The organism is bacterium, assembly GCA_035703895.1.
GTDB lineage: Bacteria > Sysuimicrobiota > Sysuimicrobiia > Sysuimicrobiales > Segetimicrobiaceae > Segetimicrobium.
Map to the genome: position 1 here is coordinate 1 of DASSXJ010000040.1, position 19876 is coordinate 19876.

Below are 19876 nucleotides of genomic sequence, written 5' to 3' on the forward strand. Positions count from 1 at the left end.
GGCGACGATCGTGCGGACCGCCGCCTCCGCCTCCTGGGCCAGTCGATCGGCGATGACCACCGCCGCCCCCGCGCGGCTGAGTTCGGTAGCGCAGGCGAGGCCGATTCCCCGCGCCGCACCGGTCACGAGCGCGACGCGATCTCTGAGCAGCTCTCGGGTGCCCACACGATCCCCCCTCTCCTCAGACCTCAGGGTGTGGCCGGGTCGCGGACGAGCAATACCGCCTCACCGTCCACGACCTTATCACCAGACTGGTTGGCGCAAGTCGTCCGAAGCGTGATGATGCCTTTGTCCTTTCGATAGGCCGTCACCTCGACCGTCGCCGTCACCGTGTCCTCCGGAAAGACCGGCCGCAGGAACTTGAGGGTCTGGCTGAGGTAGATGGCGCCGGGCCCGGGAAGGACCATTCCCAGGGCCGCGGAGATCACCCCGGCGACAAGCACGCCGTGGGCGATCGGCCGGCCGAAGCGGCTTCGGCGCGCAAACGCGTCGTCGAGGTGGAGCGGGTTGTGGTCGCCTGTGACCCCGGCGAACGCCTCGATGTCCGCCTGGCTAATCGTCTTCGTAAAGGTCGCCCGCTGCCCGACGCTAAAATCGACGGAGTCCATAGCCACGAGGGCTTTCTTCGCGTTGCCGCCCGACCGGGTCCTCTCCCGGGGAATTCCTCCTCCCCGGAGCACGTCTTGCTATAATGATATCGTGTCGACGATCCTCGATCGCGAAATCCAGCAGCCCGCGCCGCCGCCGGGCGGCATGCGGGACCAGTACGGCCGCCTGATCCGCGACCTTCGGGTCTCCTTGACCGACCGGTGCAACCTCCGGTGCGTCTACTGCATGCCCGAGGAGACGGTGTTTGCGCCGCGCGAGGAGATCTTGACCGACGACGAGATCCTCGTGTTGATTCGCGCCGGCGTCGAGCTCGGGGTGAAGAAAATTCGTCTGACCGGTGGGGAGCCCACGGTTCGGGCCAACATCGCCGAGCTGGTGGCACGGATCGCGGCGGTGCCAGGCATCCAGGACTTGGCCATGACCACGAACGGGGTGCGGTTGGCGCGTCTGGCCCAACCGCTTGCAGCCGGAGGGCTCCGGCGGATCAACGTCAGCCTGGACAGCCTCAACCCCGACAAATACCGGGCGATCACCCGCTGGGGAAATCTGGACGACGTGCTGACGGGGCTCGAGGCTGCGAGAGCGGCCGGATTGAGCCCGATCAAGATCAACTCTGTGGTGGTACGGGGCTTTAACGAGGACGATGTCGTCGACCTGGCCCGCCTGACGCTGACGAGTGACTACGCCGTCCGGTTCATCGAGATGATGCCGTTCGGGAGCGTGGCCGGGTTCCAGACCAACGCGTACGTGCCGAGCGCGGAAACCGTTGCGCGGATCGAGGCAGCGCTCGGCCCGCTCATTCCGCTCGACGTGACAGGGTACGATCCGGCAAGAACGTACCGGCTGGAGGGGGCCCGCGGGACGCTCGGGTTCATCAGTTCGGTCAGCCAGCCCTTCTGCGCCCAGTGCGGCCGGCTCAGGTTGACGGCCGAGGGGCGGCTCCGCCTGTGCCTCCTCCGGGACGACGAAGCCGATCTCCGCACCCCGCTGCGCAACGGGGCCACCTACGAAGAGATCCGTGAACGATTCCGGGCGGCCGCGTATCGCAAGCCGTGGGGGCATGGTCTCGCGCGGGGGGTCATCCCACGGCGGCGGATTATGTCCCAAATCGGCGGGTAACGAAAGACTGATGCCGCCCCACACGCGGGGCGGCATCGATCTTCGAGCCCGGGGATCGCCGGCCGGGCTATTCTTCTTCGCCTTCGAGGTTCCGCTCGAGCTTCCGCTTCACCCGTTGCAGCGCATTGTCGATGGACTTCACGTGGCGGTGAAGCTCGGTCGCCATCTCCTGATAGGACTTGCCTTCGAGGTACGCGGTGAGCACCCGACATTCGAGGTCGCTGAGGTTCTTGCGGATGCGCTCCCGCATGGTGAGGGAGGCTTCCTGGTTGATGACGAGTTCCTCTGGGTCGGAGACCTTGATGCTGCTGATCACGTCGAGCAGGGTCCGGTCGGAATCCTCATCGTAGATCGGCTTGTTGAGCGAGATGTACGAATTGAGCGGGATGTGCTTTTGACGGGTCGCGGTCTTGATCGCCGTGATGATTTGACGGGTGATGCACAACTCGGCGAAGGCCCGGAACGACGAGAGCTTGTCGCGCCGGAAGTCCCGGATGGCCTTGTACAGGCCGATCATGCCTTCCTGAATGATGTCCTCGCGATCAGCGCCGATCAGGAAGTACGCCTTGGCTTTTACGCGGACGAAATTGCGGTACTTGTTGATGAGGTACTCGGCAGCGAACTCGTCTCCCCCCTTGGCACAATCGACTAGCTGTTCATCCACCATTTCCTGGTAGATGGGTACGACGGGCTTGCGCGCAACTACCACGCTTCTCCCCTCCGCCCCGAACTTCCGGCTGGACCACGTGACTCGCGATTCGTTCTGTGCTGTTGCATCTAGTGTTTCGGTCGGAGCCCTCGAAAACCCGATTGTGTCGGGAGATCGTTCTGGACCCCTCTGGGCGCTGCTTGTGGCCGCTGCCGCAAGTTATTCATATTATAGGAACAATGCCCAAGTCAAGTCAATAAGATGACCTGCGGGAACTCGAGTCGGCTCGCACGTCGAGACGCCGGGCCACCTCAAAGAGGAGCAGCGCGGCGGCGACCGAGACGTTGAGCGACGCCACCCGGCCCCGAAGCGGAATGCGGACGACGCGGTCGCACCGTTCGCGAACGAGCCGGTGGAGCCCGCGGCCTTCTCCGCCCACGACGAGCGCCACCGGCGGGGCGAGCCCTGCCGTGTCGTATCGCTCGGCCCCCTCCGGATCCGCCCCCACGATCCACACACCCGCGGCTTTGAGGCGCTCCAGCGCGGCGACGAGGTTGCCGACCTGCGCGACGGGGAGGTGCGCCGTCGCGCCCGCGGAGGCGCGCGCGACGGCCGGGCTGAGCCCTGCGGCCCGGCGCCGCGGAATGATGACGCCGTGCGCGCCGGCTGCGTCGGCGGTCCGGATGATGGCGCCGAGGTTCTGCGGGTCCTCCACGCCGTCGAGCGCCACGAGAAACGCCGCCTCGCCCTGCTCCTCGATGCGCGCCAGGAGATCCTCGACGGTGATCGGCGCAGTGACCGCGACGAGCGCGGCCACCCCTTGATGGGCGACGCCGCGGGCCAGCGTGTCGAGATGCCGGCGATCCACGATCTGCACGACGACGCGCCGGGCGCGTGCCTTCGCCACGAGCTCCCGGAGCGGACCGCGGAGGTCCGCAGTCCGAGCAACGAGCACGCGAGACACCGGCCGGCCCGCGCGGAGCGCCTCAAGCACGGCCCGCCGCCCCAACAGCGTCGCGCCGGCGGGCTGAGGGGACGGCGTCAGCGCAGCCGCCACGTGTAGCCGGTCGGAGTATCCTCGAGGAGGATCCCGAGGCTCTGGAGCCTCGACCGGATGGCGTCGCCGGTGGCCCAATCTTTTTGCCGCCGCGCCCGCATCCGTCCGCTCGCGATCAAGCCGATGAGGTCGTCCCCGGGCACGGCGTCGTCGGAGGCGGCGATTCGAAGCTGCTGGAGAGTGGGATGCGCGGGATCGAAGAGATCCGGGTGCTCCTCGGCAAGATCGCGCGCCAGCCGGTGCAGCCCGGCTCGCTGCGCCGCGGTCATCGAGGCGGTCAAGGTGAGCCCGAGCACACCGGCGAGCGTTCGCAGGATGCGCAAGGCCCCCTCAAGGTCGGCCGCCATGGCGGCCTGCAATGGCGGGGCAGCCTTCGCGGCGGCATCCGCCGCCTTGTTGAGTTCTGTGGCGAGGTCGAACACGGCTGCGAGCGCACGAGGCGTGTTGAGATCATCATCCATCGCCCGCTCGAACGCCTCGCGTGCCGTCTCCGCCGCCTTCGACAGTGCGGATGCCCCCGCGGCGTCACCACGGGTGGACCGGCGGCCGCGCGCGTCATCCCGGTCGGGGAATGCGCCTGCTGTTCGGACCCCCGCCCGGCGGAGGACGGCCTCCGCGTGGTCCGACGCGGTCCGCAGCCGTTCGGCGCCGCGGGTCGCGGCCTCGAGCGAGTCGTCGGTCCATGTTGCGGGGCCGCGGTAATGCGAGGAGAGCACAAACAGGCGGATCGCGTCAGGATGGTACCGCTCGAGCGCCTCCTCGATCGTCACGACGTTTCCGAGATGCCGGGTCATCTTCTCTTGATCACCGCTGAGGCGCAGCGGCCCATTGTGGACCCAGTAGCGGACGAACGGCGGCTTGCCCGTGTAGGCCTCGGACTGTGCGATCTCATTCTCGTGATGGGGGAAGATCACGTCCGGACCGCCGCCGTGGATGTCCAGTTGCTCGCCGAGGTAGGCCAAGGACATCGCCGAGCACTCGATATGCCATCCCGGCCGGCCGGGTCCCCAGGGGCTGTCCCACGAAGGCTCGCCCGGCTTTGCGGCTTTCCACAGAACGAAGTCCATCGGGTGCTCTTTGCGGGGATCGACCTCGATCCTGGCGCCCGCCTGCATCTCATCGAGCGTCCGGCCGGACAGCCGGCCGTAGGCCGGAAATGCCGCCACGCGGTAGAAGACGTCTCCGTCAACAACATAGGCGAACCCACGGGCCACGAGGGCCTGAATGATCTCCAGCATCTTCGGAATCGATTCGGTGGCCCGAGGATAATAGTCGGCCCGCCGGATCCCGAGCCGGTCCATCTCCCGCAGGAAACGGTCGGCGTAGTGATTCGCCAACGCCTCTACGGTTGTGCCCTGCTGCCGGGAGGCCTCGATAATCCGGTCCTCGATGTCGGTGAAGTTCTGGACGTACGTGACCCGATAGCCCCGGTAGTCCAGATACCGGCGGACCATGTCAAACACGAGGTAGGAGAGGGCGTGGCCGACGTGGGCAGGACCATACAGGTTCGGGCCGCACACGTACATGCGAACCTCGCCCGCCCGGAGGGGGATGAACTCCTCCTCGCGGCGGGTCAGCGTGTTGTAGACACGCAGGGCCACTGGTCGCTCCGCGACCTAGGACGGCGGCCGGCGGGTGGGCAACGCGGACAGTTCGGCGACAAGCTCCCAACGGCCCGCCGTCTTCCACGTCCAGGGATCCATCTCGGAGACCCGGTGCAGGTCGAAGCACCCCCGGTCGGCGAGGACACGCAGGTACGACTCACCTCGCTCCAGCCGCCGCTCCAGGACGCGGATGATGCGGTAGAATACGGACCCCCGCCAGAACCCGGTCGGCCGGGGCCGCCGCCCAGCCGGTTCGGTCTCGACCGCGATGGGTTCGCGGACGGCCCGCCGCTCGATCAGAATGAGGTGCGGACCGGGTCCTCCGGCACCGCGGCCGTGCGGCCGCCTCGTCATCCGGCCCCGCCCCCACGGATCGCTGGAAGCGGGCGGACGCTCGCCACGGCATGGGCGGCAATGCCTTCCTGCCGTCCGATGGCACCCATCCCTTCCACCGTGGTGGCCTTGACGTTGACGCTCTCAGGCGAGAGCCGGAGCACCTCCGCCATCGCCGTCCGCATCCCGGGGACGTGCGGCGCGAGGCGCGGCGCCTCAGCCATGACCACGACATCCACGTGGACCGGCTGCCAGCCGCAACGCTCCACCACCTCGCGCACCTGCGCGAGCAGGGTGAGACTGTTGGCACCCGCGTAGGCGGGATCGGTGGGGGGAAAATGGCCGCCGATATCTCCGCACCCGGCGGCGCCGAGCAACGCGTCCATCACGGCGTGCACGATCACATCCGCGTCGGAGTGCCCCAGCAAGCCGCGGTCGTGCGCGATTTCCACGCCCCCGAGCACGAGCGGGCGCCCTGGAACGAGCCGGTGGGCGTCGAACCCGATGCCGGCCCGGGGCGCGCGCGTGGCGTCCTGCTCCCGGGACAACATGGCTTCCGCGAGGATCAGATCCTCCGGGACGGTGACTTTGATGTTGATCGGATCGCCGAGCACGAGCCGGATGGGCCCCCCCAGCCGTTCGACGAGCACGGCATCATCGGTGCCGCGGAATCCCTCGCGCGATGCGGTCTCGTGGGCCCGCTCGAGGAGGGCGCGCCGAAACGCCTGGGGAGTCTGGATCCGATGCAGCGAGGCGCGGTCGAGGGTCTCGCGGACCCATCCATCCTCCCCTCGTTTGACGGTCTCGCTCACCGGCAGCGCTGCCGTTGCGGATCCATCGCGGGCGGCCGCTGCGATCACCAGAGACGCCAACCGCTGGGAGAGAAATGGCCGCGCGCCATCGTGGATCAGCACCAGATCCGGCCCCGGCGGCAGCGCCGCCAGACCGGCCGCCACCGAGCCCTGACGATCCACCCCGCCGGGAACGACGGCGACCACTTTCGTCAGCCCGGTGGCGCGAGCCAGCTCCTGGATCTGCGGGATCGAGTCGGCCGGCGCCGCCACGGCGATAGCCTCAATCTCGGCGACCTCCTGGAGGGTTGTCAACGCGTACTGCACAAGCGGCCGCCCGGCCAGCTGCACCAGCGATTTGGGCACAGCGCCTCCGAGCCGCTCGCCCCGGCCGGCCGCCGGGACGACCGCCGCCGCGCGAATGCCTGAGGTCACCGGGTGGCGCCGTCCTTCTCGAGCACCTTGGGGCGTGCGAAAATCATCCGGCCCGCCACGGTCTGGAGCACGCTCGTGACCACGGTCTCGAGGGTCTCGCCAATATGCTTCTTGCCCCCTTCGACGACGATCATCGTTCCGTCGTCGAGGTAGCCGACTCCCTGCCCGGCTTCCTTGCCATCCTTGATGACGTGCACGGTGAGTTCTTCACCGGGGATCATCACCGGCTTGATCGCATTGGCGAGCTCGTTGACATTGAGGACCCGCACGCCCTGCAGCTCGGCGATCTTGTTGAGGTTGTAGTCGTTCGTCACGATCCAGGCGCCGAGGGCCCGCGCCACTCGCACGAGTTGGGCGTCGACTTGACCGGATGCCAGGTCATCGCCCTCGTCGTAGATCTGGACCGCGTGCAGGTCTTTTTGCATCTTGTTGAGGATGTCGAGACCCCGCCGGCCCCTGTTTCTACGGATCTGGTCGCTTGCGTCGGCAATCCGCTGGAGCTCCGCCAGGACCGACCTGGGCACCAGCAGAGGACCTTCCAGGAAACCACTCTGCGTGATATCGGAGATGCGGCCGTCGATGATCACGCTGGTATCGAGGAGTTTGGGAACGCTACTGCGCCGGATCCGGCTGCCGCGCCCACCGAGCCGCTCGGAGAGACGGGGAAAGGCGCCGAGAAAATCCTCGCGCCGTTGGATGCCCAGCTGCAGGCCGAGATACCCAAACACCACCACGGCCGTGAGGGGGATGATGTACGGGCCGATGATGGGGACGCGCAGGAGCGGAATGCTCACCAGAAACGCGATCACCAGGCCCAGGATCAAGCCGGCGGCCCCGGCGAGGACGTCACGAAGCGGAACGCCGCCGAGGTGGTGCAGCACCCAGAACATCGTGTTGACGAACCGGGCCTGAAGCCAGGGGGCCACTCCCCATCCCACGATCGCCCCGACCACGATGCCGAGAGCCAGCCCTCCCAGCCGCGCGGTTTGATCCCCGGCGCCGCCCAAAACCTCGCGGACGATCAGGTCGGCAATCTGATACCCGAGAACGGAGCCGAAGACGAGACCGACGGCTCGGATGAGACGAGTCATCACCACTCACCGATATTCAGCAGGCACACGGCCGCAGCGTATATGAGCGCACTGACACGCCATTATACCATGCGGCTTCCGCGCAAGACACGGGTGCGGCCGCTCGGAGCGCCTGGGCGCATCTCACGCGGTCTGCGCGCGGGCGTTTACCTTGACACCCGCGCAAGCGCATTCCTATAATGAGGCCGACTCGCAAGAGCGCAGGGACGACTGGAGGCCGGCACCGCATGAAAGAAGCCAAATCGTTGTCCTTCCAAGACCAGGTCGATTCCTATCTGATCCGCCACCGCAGTATCCTCGATGTGCTGAGCAAGCTGGACGAATCGGTCTCCCGCGTCAACCGCGCCGTCGTGAAGGCCGTGACGACGTGCGGATGCATCAGCATCAACGCCGGCAAACAGCAGTTCCCCTCGGATGTGGGCCTCTCAGAGATCAGAGCGTACCTTCACACCCACCTGAACGGTGCGCTGTGCGACCGCTGTCGCGAGACGATCGAAACCGAGATCGGGTCATCCCTGTTCTACTCGGCGGGCCTGTGCAGCCTGCTGGGCTTGGAACTGGACGACATTCAGGAGAAGCAGCACAGCCGGATCAAGAGCCTCGGCATCTTCAACCTCACCTAACGATCCGCTACAGGCGCGTGACCCCGCGTGGGTCGAGCGCGTCCCGGATCCCGTCTCCCAAGAGGTTAAACCCCAGCACGAGCGACATGATCGCCAGCCCGGGAAACGTGGAGATCCACCACACTCCGGTCACGAGCTGATTGCGGCCCTCGTTGATCATCGCACCCCACTCAGGCGTCGGCGGTTGCGCACCCAACCCGATGAAGCTCAGGCCGGCCGCGAGCAGCACCGTGAACCCCATCCCGACCGTCGCCCGTACGATGATCGGGGACAGGATGTTGGGGAGCACGTACCGCACCATGATCCTGAGGTCGGAGGCGCCCTCAGCGCGCGCCGCCTCGACGTAGGCTTCCTCGCGGAGCGACAGCGTCGACCCGCGCGCGAGGCGGCTGTACCCCGCGACGCCCACGACGGCGACCGCAAGGATGGCCTTCCACAGCCCCGGGCCGAGGGCGGAGGCCAGCGCCAGCGCGAGCACGAGGCTCGGAAACGCCAGGAGCACGTCGGTGGTCCGCATGATCACGTCGTCGACGCCGCGGCCGTAGTACCCGGCCAGGACCCCGAGGGACACCCCCACCCCGGCGGCCAGCCCCACGGCCACGAGCGCGATCGCGAGGTCGTACCGCGCTCCGAACACGATCCGGCTCAACAGATCGCGCCCGTAAAAGTCCGTGCCCAGAGGATGCACGCGGCTCGCGGGCTGCATCCGTGCGCCGATGTCCACCTCCACGGGATCGTGAGGGGCCAGGAGCGGGGCCGCGAGCGCGACGGCCGTCCAGAGGAGAATGATCCCGAGCCCCGCGATCGAAAGCCCGTTGCGGCCAAACCGCCGCACGAGCAGATCCACAAGGCCGGCGGGCGCCTGCCCCCCGCGACCGCCGCCCCTTCCCAGGATGCCGTCACGCATAGTCGCGTCCCCGGTCACGCGTAATGGATTCGCGGGTCGAGCAGGGCGTAACTCAGGTCCACGAGGACGTTCACCGCCACGAAGATCACTGCGAACACGAGCGTGCTGCCCATGACCGCCGAGTAGTCCAGCCATTGGATCGCCGTGACGAGGTACGACCCCACGCCCGGCCAGGAGAACACCGTTTCGACCAGGACGTTGCCGCTGAACAGAAGGCCGAACTGGACCCCGAGGACCGTCACGGTGGGAATCAAGGCGTTGCGGAGGGCGTGGCGGTACAGGACGCCTCGGATCGCGACGCCCTTGGCTCGAGCCGTGCGGACGTAGTCGTGCCCCAGGGCCTCCACGATGCTCGTCCGCACCAGGCGGACGACGAGCCCCATGGAGGCCAACGCGAGTGTCGCGGCCGGCGGCACCAAGTACCACAGGGCGCGGGAGAGCAGGGCAATCTGGCCCGTGAGCAGGCTGTCGAGCGTGTACATCCCGGTGATCGTCGCGGGCGGGGTATCGGTCAGGCCGAGGCGACCCGTCGGCGACGGGAGCCACCCGAGCAGAAAGTAGCCCACATAAATCAGGATCAGCCCGAACCAAAAACTCGGCATCGAAAGGAAGAGCAACGAGCCGATCCGGCTGGCGTGATCGGCGGCCGTGTTGACGCGAGCGCCGGAGACAACGCCAAGGGGCACTCCCACGACCACGGCGATGAGAAACGCCGCGAGGCTGAGTTCAACAGTCGCCGGGAGAAAGTGCCCCAGGTCCTCGGTGACGGGCCGGCCGGAGTGGATCGAGAACCCGAGGTTCCCCCGACTCAGGTTGCGAAGATAGTAGGCGTACTGCACCGGCAGCGGCCGGTCCAGCCCCCATTGCCGGTGCAGCGCCTGGACAACCTGCTCATTGGTGGCCGACTCTCCCAGATACAACCGCGCGGGATCTCCGGGCACCACATGCAGCAGCAGGAACGTGGCGAGCGTAATCCCCACCAGGATGGGCGGCAGGGCGAGCAGCCGCCGCGCGAGGAAGCGGCTCAGCGGGGGTCACCCCCGGAGGCTCAGGGGCGCTTCTCCACCTGGGCGAAGTACCAGTTGCCGGACGGGTAGAGCACCCAGCCCTTCACCCACGATCGTTCCGCATACATCAGCAGCGCGTCGTAGAAGGGCACGCTGGGCACGTCGGCATTGACCAGTTTCTGGATCCCGACGATGATCCGCGTTCGCTCCGCGGGAGCCGAGGTGCTGAGGAGCCGATCGATGAGCCGGTCTACTTCCGGGTTGGCATAGAAGGAGAAGTTGCCTTTGGCGCCCACGCTCTTGGAATCGTACGTGTCGACCACGTACTTCTCGATGATCGGGGGGCCGAGGGAGCTCGACACAAACGCCGGCATCTTGCCGCCCTCGTAGTTGGTGACGAACGTCCCCCAGGGAAGGGGCGCGATTTCGGCTTCGACCCCCACCTTGCGGAGTTGTGCCTGAATGGCGATGCTGGTCTGCTCTCGCTCCGTGTTGCCGCTGTTGAAGTTCAGGCTCACCTTGAACCCGTTCGGGAAGCCGGCCTCCGCGAGGAGCGCGCGGGCTTTCGCGGGGTCATACTTGTACGGCCAGAGGTCGCCCGTCCACCCTTCCAGAGGGCTGGGGAGCAGGCTCTTCGCGACGTTGGCCAGGCCAAACGCCGCCGCTCGGTTGACGGCGTAGGGATCGATGGCATAGACCATCGCCCGCCGCACGCGGACGTCATCAAACGGCTTGAGCTTCGTCTGCATGTACAGCTGGTGCATGCCGATCCCGCTTTCCCGGTTGATGATGACGTCCTTGTTCCCGATGAGCTGGGTCGTCATGTCGGGAGGCAACCGGTACACGATGTCGAGCTCACCGCGCTTCAGGAGGAGGAGCTGGGTCGCGAAGTCCTTGATCACGCGGAACTGGATGCGCCGGAGCTTGGGCGCGCCGCCCCAGTACTGATCGTTGGCCACGAGCTCAAAGGACTCGCCGGCCACCCAGCGTCCCCATTTGAACGGACCGGTCCCGTCGATGTTGCGGGACATCCACTCGTTGAACTTGCCGGGCTGGATCCCGCCGTGCGCCTCCACCGTCTTGGGGCTGACGATCGCCCCGGTATTGGTCGCCGCGAGCAGTTGGAGAAAGTAGGGACAGGCCCGCCGGAGCGTGAGGCGGACGGTGAGCGGGTCAACCACCTGCGTACTGTTCGCGTCGATACACTGGGAGATCAGGGTGGCCGGTCCGAGGTTCTCGGTCAGCATGCGGTTGATCGAGTACTTCACCGCCTCAGCGGTGAGTTCATCGCCCGAGTGGAACCGCACGCCCCGGCGGAGCTTGAAGGTGTACGTCTTACCGTCCTTCGAGGCCTCCACGGTCTCGGCGAGATGCGGCTGCACGTCGGCCGTGCCGATCGTCCGTCCGTTGACCGTCTTGGTTTTGTACCGTACGAGCGGCTCGTAGGTGTTGTCGAGCATCCACATGGAGCCAAAGTCGGTGATGGCGTGCGGATCGAGGTTCACGGGCTCCCAGTAGACGCCGTAGAACAGCGTGTCGGGATTGGGCACGCGGGCCTGACCCACAGCGCCCGGGCCATAGATCGCGACCAGGAACACGAACGTGCACGCCGCTGCCGCCGCACGAGCCCACCGGTGTCGCATCATGCATCCCTCCTCCGCCAGCGCCGCTTGGAGCGCTCCGTTCCATTCTCTGGGCTCCCGGGGGAGTCCTCGGAGCGGACTCAGCCGAGGAGGAGATTGAGCGCCTCGCGGATGTCGGCGGTCCCGATCAGCTCGACGCCGCCGGGGTCCTCCACACCCGCGAGGGAGGCTCGAGGGAGGATCATCCGGCGGAACCCCAGTTTCCCCGCTTCCGCGACGCGGCTGGCGATGCGGCTGACGGCCCGCACCTCACCGCCGAGCCCCACCTCACCGACCGCGACCGTGGCGGGGTCGGCCGGGCGTTCCCGGTGACTGCTCGCCACGGCGAGCGCCACGCCGAGATCAACGGCAGGCTCGTCCGCCCGCACTCCGCCGGCGACGCTCACGTAGACATCGGAGTTCATGAGGTGCAGCCCCGCCCGCTTCTCCAAGACCGCCAGCAGCAGGACCATCCGGTTGAGATCCACCCCGGCTGCGGTGCGCCGGGGCAGGCCGAACGGGGTCCGCGTCACCAGCGCCTGCACCTCCAACAGGAGCGGTCGCGATCCCTCCATCGCGCACACGACGACCGATCCGGGCGCATCGATCGGCCGCTCGGAGAGGAACAGCGCCGACGGATCCGCGACCTCCACCAGTCCCCGCCCGCTCATCGAGAAGATGCCGATCTCGTTGGTGGAGCCGAAGCGGTTCTTGGTGACCCGGAGGAGCCGGTACGCGTGATGCCGCTCGCCCTCGAAGTAGAGCACGGTGTCCACCATGTGCTCGAGCACCCTCGGACCGGCGATCGCCCCTTCTTTGGTCACGTGGCCCACCACCAGGATCGCGGGGCCCCCCTCGGATTTGGCGAGGCGAAGCAGGTCCCCCGTGCACTCCCGGATCTGACCGACGGACCCGGGCGCGGCGGGAAGGTCGGGGCGGTACACCGTCTGAATCGAGTCCACGATCACGAGGTGAGGCGTGACCCGGGCGACCTGAGATTGGATTGCCTCGAGGTCCGTCTCCGCCAGCACCAGGAGGCGGGACGAATTCACCCCCAGGCGGGCCGCCCGCATCTTGGTCTGCCGGATGGACTCCTCGCCCGAGACGTACAGCACCGGACGCTCAACGGCCACGCGTTGGGCGATCTGGAGCACTAGGGTCGACTTCCCGATGCCCGGATCGCCGGAGATCAGCACCAGGGACCCCGGCACGAGGCCGCCGCCCAGCGCCCGGTCCACTTCGCCGATCCCGATCTCGATCCGGGCTTCGTGATCCAGCGCCACCTCGGTGATGGGGGTGGGGGCCACCCCCGCCGCCGGGGTCCCGGCGGGGCGCGTCGGGGCGCGCTCCACCGGCTCTTCCACGAGTGTGTTCCACGCTTCGCACGCGGGGCAGCGGCCGAGCCACTTGGCGGACTCGTAACCGCATTCCTGGCACACGTAGACGACGCGCCGCCCGGCCGCTGGTCCCCCGCCCTTGCTCCGCATCGCGTTCCTCCCCGACGAGCGCTCCCAGATGGGCGACGGCCCGGGCTCTCCGCCCGGGCCGTCGCCGCTCCGATCGTCCTGACGCGCCGCCCTATGCCCCTGTGTCCGCCGACACGGGCTCGCGCCTCTTTTCGAACACCACAGTCCCCTCGCGGACGTCCAACACGATCTCGTCGCCCGCGGCGAACTTGCCCCTGAGCATATCGTCCGAAAGCGGATCTTCCACGAGCCGTTGGATCGCCCGCCGCAGCGGCCGCGCCCCGTACTGAGGATCGTAGCCCTCGGTGGAAAGGAGTTCGCGCGCCGCGTCGGTGACCGTCAAGGACATACCCTGACCGCGGATCTCCCGCCTGACGCGCTCCATCAGGATGTCGACGATCAACCGGATCTGGTCCCGCGTCAGCGGCCGGAAGACGATGATCTCGTCCACGCGGTTCAGGAACTCCGGCCGGAACGTCCGCCGCAGTTCCTCCATGACCTGGGTCTTCATCCGATCGTAGCTGCGTTCGGCTTCCAACCGCTCGCTCTCGGTGCCGCGGAACCCGAATCCGGAGTCGCGCTGGATCTGCGGAGCGCCGACGTTGCTGGTCATGATGACCACGCAGTTCTTGAAGTCTACCGTCCGTCCCTGGGCATCGGTCAGACGGCCGTCCTCCAAGATCTGCAACAGCACGTTGAAGATCTCAGGATGCGCCTTCTCGATCTCATCGAGCAGCACGACGCAATACGGCCGCCGCCTGACCTGCTCGGTGAGCTGGCCCCCCTCTTCGTATCCCACGTAACCCGGAGGCGCGCCCACGAGCCGCGACACCGTGTGCCGCTCGGTGTACTCCGACATGTCGATCCGGATCACCGCGCCCTCATCGCCGAACAGGAACTCGGCGAGCGCCAGGGTGAGCTCGGTCTTGCCTACCCCGGTCGGCCCGAGGAAGATAAAGGACCCGATCGGACGCCGAGCGTCCTTGAGCCCGGCCCGCGCGCGCCGGACGGCGCGAGACACCGCGTGAACCGCCTCCTCCTGCCCGACGATCCGTGCGTGGAGGGAATCTTCCATCCGAAGCAGCTTCTCGGTCTCCTCCTCCACGAGACGCATCACAGGGATTCCGGTCCAACTCGACACGATATCCGCAATATCGTCGGCGGACACCGTGGTGATGTCCCGGCCTTTGTCCGTCTTCCAGGAGCTCTCGAGCTCTTCGAGTTTCTGCCGCAGCACCTTTTCCTTGTCGCGCAGGCTCGCGGCCTTCTCGAAATCCTGGCCCTTGATGGCTTCCTCTTTCTCCCGCCGCACCCGCTCCGCCTTATCGAGCGCCTGGCGGACCTCCTGCGGCAGGAAGCTCGCCTGGAGGCGGATCTTGCTCGCCGCCTCGTCCATCAAGTCGATGGCCTTGTCCGGCAGGAAGCGGTCTGAGATGTACTTGTCGGCGAGCGAGGCGGCGGCGACCAGCGCTTCGTCGCTGATCTTCACCCCGTGGTGCGCTTCGTACCGCTCGCGCAGGCCGCGCAGGATCTCCACCGTCTGCTCGACGTTCGGCTCGGCCACCAGGATCGGCGCAAACCGCCGCTCCAGCGCGGCGTCGCGCTCCACGTACTTGCGGTACTCGTCAAGCGTGGTGGCGCCGATGCACTGTAGCTCGCCCCGGGACAACGAGGGCTTCAGGATGTTGCTCGCATCGATCGCCCCTTCCGCCGCGCCTGCGCCCACGAGGGTATGCAACTCGTCGACGAACAAGACGACCTCGCCCTGCGCCTTCCGGATCTCCTCCATGACCTTCTTCATGCGCTCTTCGAACTCACCCCGATATTTCGTGCCGGCGACGAGCGCAGCCAGATCGAGCTGCACGACGCGCTTGTTCCGGAGGACCTCCGGGACATCGCCCCGCACGATCCGCTGGGCAAGGCCCTCGGTAATCGCGGTCTTGCCGACGCCCGGCTCGCCGATCAGGGCGGGGTTGTTCTTGGTACGGCGGGAAAGGACCTGAATGACGCGTTCGATCTCGCGCTCGCGGCCGATGACCGGATCGAGCTTGTTGTCCCTGGCGAGTTTGGTCAAATCCCGCCCGAACTCATCAAGGGTCGGGGTCTTGCTGGCCTGCTTGGTGTACGAGGCGGTGCCTTCCTCTCCCAGCAGGTACACGACCTGCGACCGAACTCGCTCGAGATCGGCTCCCATCGCCTCCAGGACCCGCGCCGCGACCCCCTCCCCTTCCCGAATCAACCCAAGCAGGAGGTGCTCGGTGCCGATGTAGTTGTGGCCTAGGCGGCGGGCCTCGTCCAGCGCCAGCTCGAGGACCTTCTTTGCCCGAGGGGTAAACGTCACTTCCTCGTGCGGGGTCCGCTCGCCCCGACCGATCGCGCTCTCGATCTCGGCGCGTACCCGCTCCGGGCTGATGTTGAGCGACTCCAGCACCTTGCTGGCGACGCCTTCACCTTCGCGGACGATGCCAAGGAGAATATGCTCGGTGCCGACCGCGCTATGATTCAGCCGCTTGGCTTCTTCCTGCGCAAGGATGATGACTCGGCGAGCACGCTCGGTGAATCGTTCAAACATCTGGCGGCTGACCTCCTCTCTACCAGGCTATGTGCGAAGCGATCCGGCGACGGCTACTACTAATTTCTACGCGTCGAGCCATCCGGCTGTTCACTTTCCCCGGAGGCCACGCGCCGTGGAGCTCCGGAGCCCGGTAGAGTGTGGAGGAGTCTCTCCCCCACCTGAGAACGGCTGCACATACTTCCCTCTAGAATTACGCCGGCCCCTCCCCGGCCATTCCCGCGGAAGAACCGGTTGTATCCTCTTCTTCTTCGCCCGTGAGCCGACTCCTTCAGGATGAGTCGGAGTCGTGCGCGGATGCGTCTTCATACTCTAGTATGCCCTCGGGCCTGTCACGTTCGGACAACGGGGGCTGATGAGATCGGTCTATCTTCCGGATGCCGAACATGCCCCCTTCGATAGGTCGGGTTCGCCGTGGCATCGGGGAAGAGTGAGCCGAGGGGGTGGTGCCGCGGTCCTCCGCCGGGGTGCCTGCCGGCGGAATCAGCGCTTGATGGCTTTGATGATGTAGCGGATCGTCCCCGCGGGGGCCTTCACGGTCACCTTGTCCCCCCGCCGCTTCCCGAGGAGCGCCCGTCCAACCGGCGATTCGTTGCTGATTCGGTCGTGGAGGGGGTCCGCCTCGGGGGATCCGACGATCGTGTAGCTCAGTTCCTCTCCGGCCTCGTCTTGGAGCCTGACGGTACTGCCGATCGTGACCACGTCCGACCGCACGTCGTGGTTGTCGATCACTTTGGCGTTCCGCAGCATCCCCTCGACCGTCAGGATGCGGCCCTCGATGAACGCCTGCTCGTTCTTTGCGTCCTCGTACTCGGAGTTTTCCATGAGGTCGCCAAATTCTTTCGATTGCTTGATACGCTCGGCCACTTCCTTGCGCTTCACGGTCTTGAGGAATTCCAGTTCCTCCTCGAGCTTCCGCAGGCCTTCGGGGGTTAGGATGGTAGCTTTTTCTTCCATACGAATCAGCGCACCCAGTAGGCGATATGTCCGCTTAAAAGAGGGGACGAGACTGAGGGCACGCCCTCAGTCTCGACTCCACTTGTGACGCCTGAAGTATAACGAACGAGCCCACTATTGTCAAAGCCCAAGCGTAGCAGGGCGCGGCGCGTTTGCCGATCGCGCGGCATGACGGATCGCGTCCACCTCGTCGTCGGAGATCTTCCGTTCGAAGCGGCGGAACCCCGAGATGTGAAACCCGTGCTTGCGCATCAGTGCGTGGATTTCGTCGACGCGGTCGAGCTGGACCTCGGCCCCCAGCGTGTAATCGTCATAGCGCCCTTCCAATGCGAGGATGATCGTCTCGGCCATGCAGGCCTCACAGGACCGCGGGGGGAACCCGAAATCCAACCCGAACTCCACGGGTCCCGGCACTTCGATGACCCCGCCGTCGATCACCAGCACGTCGCTGCGGCGATCGTAGACCAGCCGCGACACGTTTCGCGGCCGCGCGACGTCGCAGACCACCGCCCCCGGGCGGAGATCCTCCGGCTCGATCAGGACGTCGGTCGCGGTGGTGACCGTGATGACGATGTCGGCGCCCCCTACAGCTCGGCGGACATCCGAGGTGACGTCGACACGCGCCGGGCCGGTGGAGCCGAGCTCCTCCGCGAGCGCCTCCAGCCGGCTCTGCGTGCGGGCCACCAGAATCAAGCCGCCCACCTGCCGCGCGAGGATCCGGCAGCACGCCGCGCCGATCGCGCCGGTCGCTCCCACAACGGCGACCTGGGCCTGGGCGACCTCGACCCCCATGCGGTGCGCCCCCATGAGCGCGCCCTCGATCGCGGTCGCGACGGTGAGGCTGTTTCCCGTCGTGACCCCGATCCGAAGGGCCTGGGCCACCGTGAGCCCGCGATCGCCCACGACCTTGGTGAACGCGCCCAACCCCACAATCCCGGCCCCGAGGCGCTCGGCGATGCGGCCCGCCTGGATCAGACGCCGGTAGACGAGAGCGGGCGGGGCCGCGAGCAGGACGCGCGGGGTCCAGGGGAGGGCGATAAACCAGCCCTCGGACCGCGCCCCCGTCGCCGAGACGATCCCGGTAATATGCGAGGCCTCGAACGGCGGGACGGCGCGGAATGCCGCTTCGACCAGGCGGTCGGGGAGGAAGCGTGTGAAGGGAAACTTTTGCGCGTACTGGGAGACGTACAAGGGGTGCAGCACGAATGCGAACCGCCCCATCGGCGCCGGTTCCCTGCTCATCCGCGCATGGACCCCATCCATCACGCCGCGGTGAGCGTCTCGATCCGGGGGCGGAACCCGGCCCGCAGCATCCACTCGATGTATTCTTCCGGACCAAGTTCTCCGCGGCGCCCGGACAGCGCAAGCACGACGCCCTCAAGCACGTTTGTGGCAAACGACCGGCCGTCCATCTCTGGAGCTACGGTAATGAGGGTCCGGGTCCCTCGGCGGCGCAGTTCCTCGGTGTCCGCGGGGGTGATCGTCTGGGTCAGGACCGTCTTCCCCCGGAGATCGGGGGGCATGTAGCGCCGAATGAGATGGAAATCGCCGGCCAGGACCTCCGCCCACCGAAACAAGTGGGGGAAGCGGGGCGTGACCTGCTCCTGCTTGGCGCCTGTCGGATAGAGTAGCTTGAACGGGAGCTTCGTGAATACCGGGAGGAGACACGCGGCCAGGAGCCGGACGGTGGTCAGCGACCGCATGGGAATGGGGATGCCGAGGGCGAAGTAGAAATCGCCAAACAGGGTCTGGGCGCCGGCGCGCACGAACGCCTCGGCCATTCCGTATCGATCGACGCTGCTGACGAGCAGCACACGCCGCCCCGCAAACGAGATACCGGCCTCCTTTGGAAGGTATTCTAGGATGAGGTACTTCTCCCACGAGTTCTTGATGCCCCCGCCATCCACGACGGGCGTGCGGCGAACGCCTCGGATCAATCGGGCGGCGTCGCGGATCTGATACCGGGCCGCGCCGGCGCGCAGGTAGAGGTCGATGCCGCCCATGCCGATCGCATCCACATGACCGTCGAGCTCCTCCACGAGAGCCCGATACCGATCCGTGTCGCCGTCGGTGCCGATCCGCTCGATCACGAAGCGTTCGCCGAGGATTTCCGTTTCCACGCGCTTGTCGCGAGTGCTGCTGCCCAAGCTCACGCTGACCACGCGCTTCATCCCGACGTCTGTTAGACTCAGCTCTACACCTCTCCTGCCGCATCGGAGAGCGTATTTCGCTCGTACAAGAGGCGCAGGCCCTCCAGCGTGAGGAGCGGATCCACGTGCGCGATCGACCGCGCCGCGGGAGCGATCAACTCGGCAAATCCGCCGGTCGCCACGACGGTCGTCCGCCCGCCCAGCTCCCGGCGCATGCGCTCGACAAGCCCGTCGACCTGGCCCGCGAACCCATAGAGGATGCCGGACTGCATCGCGGCGATTGTGTTGCGGCCGATCACCGATGGCGGATGCGCCAGTTCCACGCGCCGCAGCTGGTCGGCGTGCGCGGCCAGCGCATCGACCGAGATCCCGATGCCCGGCGCGATCGCCCCACCAAGGAAGTCGCCTTCTGCCGACACGGCGGTGAACGTCGTCGCAGTGCCAAAGTCGACGACGATGGTGGGGCCGCCGTACTGCGCGTAGGCCGCGATGGCGTTCGCGATGCGATCGGCGCCGACCTCGCGCGGGTTGTCGTAGAGGATGCGCATACCGGTGCGGATCCCGGGCCCGACCTCGAGCGGGGTGAGGCGGAGATACCTCCGGCAGAGTTGCCGGAGCGGGTCGACGAGCGCGGGCACGACACAGGACATGGCCACGCCGGTCACGTCGTCAAACCCCAACCCGTGATAGTGAAACAGCTGATGCCAGAGCATCGCGTACTCATCGGCGGTGCGCTGGCGCTCGGTGGCGATGCGCCAATTGACCACCTGGGACTGACCGCGGTACAGCGCGAGCTTGATGTTGGTGTTGTTGACGTTGAGGGCGAGGAGCATGGAAGGGATCCCTCCGTTCCAGTCTGCAGAACAGTACCGGACGGACCGACG

Annotated in this window: 19 protein-coding genes; 2 read left to right on the forward strand and 17 right to left on the reverse strand. The window is 66.9% G+C overall.

Annotated features, from left to right (window positions below):
• On the reverse strand, positions 1-150 hold a 150-nt coding region (locus VFP86_02980; GenBank protein ID HET8998591.1), incomplete at its 3' end, for an SDR family NAD(P)-dependent oxidoreductase.
• 38 nt (positions 151-188) lie between these two features.
• On the reverse strand, positions 189-608 hold the full coding sequence (locus tag VFP86_02985) for a MaoC family dehydratase (GenBank protein ID HET8998592.1): 420 nt from the start codon (positions 606-608) through the stop codon (positions 189-191).
• 91 nt (positions 609-699) lie between these two features.
• Here VFP86_02985 and moaA point away from each other — a divergent pair, with 91 nt between their 5' ends.
• On the forward strand, positions 700-1728 hold the full coding sequence (moaA, locus tag VFP86_02990) for a GTP 3',8-cyclase MoaA (protein ID HET8998593.1): 1029 nt from the start codon (positions 700-702) through the stop codon (positions 1726-1728).
• Positions 1729-1795: 67 nt separating this feature from the next.
• Here moaA and sigH read toward each other — a convergent pair whose 3' ends face one another.
• From sigH to VFP86_03020, 6 genes are all read right to left on the reverse strand, one after another.
• Entirely contained in the window at positions 1796-2437 is a 642-nt protein-coding gene (sigH, locus tag VFP86_02995) for an RNA polymerase sporulation sigma factor SigH (protein ID HET8998594.1), read from the reverse strand.
• Between the two features lie 193 nt (positions 2438-2630).
• Complete coding sequence (gene rlmB, locus VFP86_03000; protein HET8998595.1) at positions 2631-3434, reverse strand: 23S rRNA (guanosine(2251)-2'-O)-methyltransferase RlmB; 804 nt, start codon at positions 3432-3434, stop codon at positions 2631-2633.
• Complete coding sequence (gene cysS / locus VFP86_03005; GenBank protein ID HET8998596.1) at positions 3419-5035, reverse strand: cysteine--tRNA ligase; 1617 nt, start codon at positions 5033-5035, stop codon at positions 3419-3421. Before cysS ends, rlmB begins: the two co-directional genes overlap by 16 nt.
• A 15-nt stretch (positions 5036-5050) precedes the next feature.
• A complete protein-coding gene (locus VFP86_03010) occupies positions 5051-5392 on the reverse strand; it encodes a hypothetical protein (protein ID HET8998597.1) in 342 nt (113 codons plus the stop codon).
• Entirely contained in the window at positions 5389-6597 is a 1209-nt protein-coding gene (gene ispD, locus VFP86_03015; protein ID HET8998598.1) for a 2-C-methyl-D-erythritol 4-phosphate cytidylyltransferase, read from the reverse strand. The genes VFP86_03010 and ispD overlap by 4 nt, the downstream gene beginning before the upstream one ends.
• Entirely contained in the window at positions 6594-7688 is a 1095-nt protein-coding gene (locus tag VFP86_03020; protein HET8998599.1) for a PIN domain-containing protein, read from the reverse strand. Before VFP86_03020 ends, ispD begins: the two co-directional genes overlap by 4 nt.
• Before the next feature lie 227 nt (positions 7689-7915).
• On the opposite strand from VFP86_03020, the gene VFP86_03025 reads away from it, so the two are divergent.
• A complete protein-coding gene (locus tag VFP86_03025; protein ID HET8998600.1) occupies positions 7916-8311 on the forward strand; it encodes a DUF1573 domain-containing protein in 396 nt (131 codons plus the stop codon).
• Positions 8312-8318: 7 nt separating this feature from the next.
• Here VFP86_03025 and VFP86_03030 read toward each other — a convergent pair whose 3' ends face one another.
• The 9 genes from VFP86_03030 to VFP86_03070 all read right to left on the reverse strand — a co-directional run bounded on the left by VFP86_03030 (position 8319) and on the right by VFP86_03070 (position 19825).
• On the reverse strand, positions 8319-9218 hold the full coding sequence (locus tag VFP86_03030; GenBank protein ID HET8998601.1) for an ABC transporter permease: 900 nt from the start codon (positions 9216-9218) through the stop codon (positions 8319-8321).
• A gap of 14 nt (positions 9219-9232) precedes the next feature.
• Positions 9233-10246, reverse strand: coding sequence for an ABC transporter permease (locus VFP86_03035; protein HET8998602.1), 1014 nt, complete (start codon positions 10244-10246; stop codon positions 9233-9235).
• Positions 10247-10266: 20 nt separating this feature from the next.
• Complete coding sequence (locus VFP86_03040; protein HET8998603.1) at positions 10267-11871, reverse strand: ABC transporter substrate-binding protein; 1605 nt, start codon at positions 11869-11871, stop codon at positions 10267-10269.
• A 77-nt stretch (positions 11872-11948) separates the two neighbouring features.
• Positions 11949-13334, reverse strand: a complete 1386-nt coding sequence (gene radA, locus VFP86_03045) for a DNA repair protein RadA (GenBank protein ID HET8998604.1) — start codon at positions 13332-13334, stop codon at positions 11949-11951.
• A gap of 91 nt (positions 13335-13425) precedes the next feature.
• Positions 13426-15885 carry an ATP-dependent Clp protease ATP-binding subunit gene (locus VFP86_03050; protein HET8998605.1) on the reverse strand — a complete coding sequence of 820 codons (2460 nt, stop codon included), beginning with the start codon at positions 15883-15885 and terminating at the stop codon, positions 13426-13428.
• 483 nt (positions 15886-16368) lie between these two features.
• Positions 16369-16842 (reverse strand): transcription elongation factor GreA, encoded by a 474-nt coding sequence (gene greA / locus VFP86_03055; protein ID HET8998606.1) that lies wholly within the window; start codon positions 16840-16842, stop codon positions 16369-16371.
• 120 nt (positions 16843-16962) lie between these two features.
• Positions 16963-18084, reverse strand: coding sequence for an NAD(P)H-binding protein (locus VFP86_03060; protein HET8998607.1), 1122 nt, complete (start codon positions 18082-18084; stop codon positions 16963-16965).
• Between the two features lie 20 nt (positions 18085-18104).
• Complete coding sequence (locus VFP86_03065) at positions 18105-19013, reverse strand: quinate 5-dehydrogenase (protein ID HET8998608.1); 909 nt, start codon at positions 19011-19013, stop codon at positions 18105-18107.
• A gap of 23 nt (positions 19014-19036) precedes the next feature.
• A complete protein-coding gene (locus VFP86_03070; GenBank protein HET8998609.1) occupies positions 19037-19825 on the reverse strand; it encodes a type III pantothenate kinase in 789 nt (262 codons plus the stop codon).
• Positions 19826-19876: the final 51 nt, after the last annotated feature.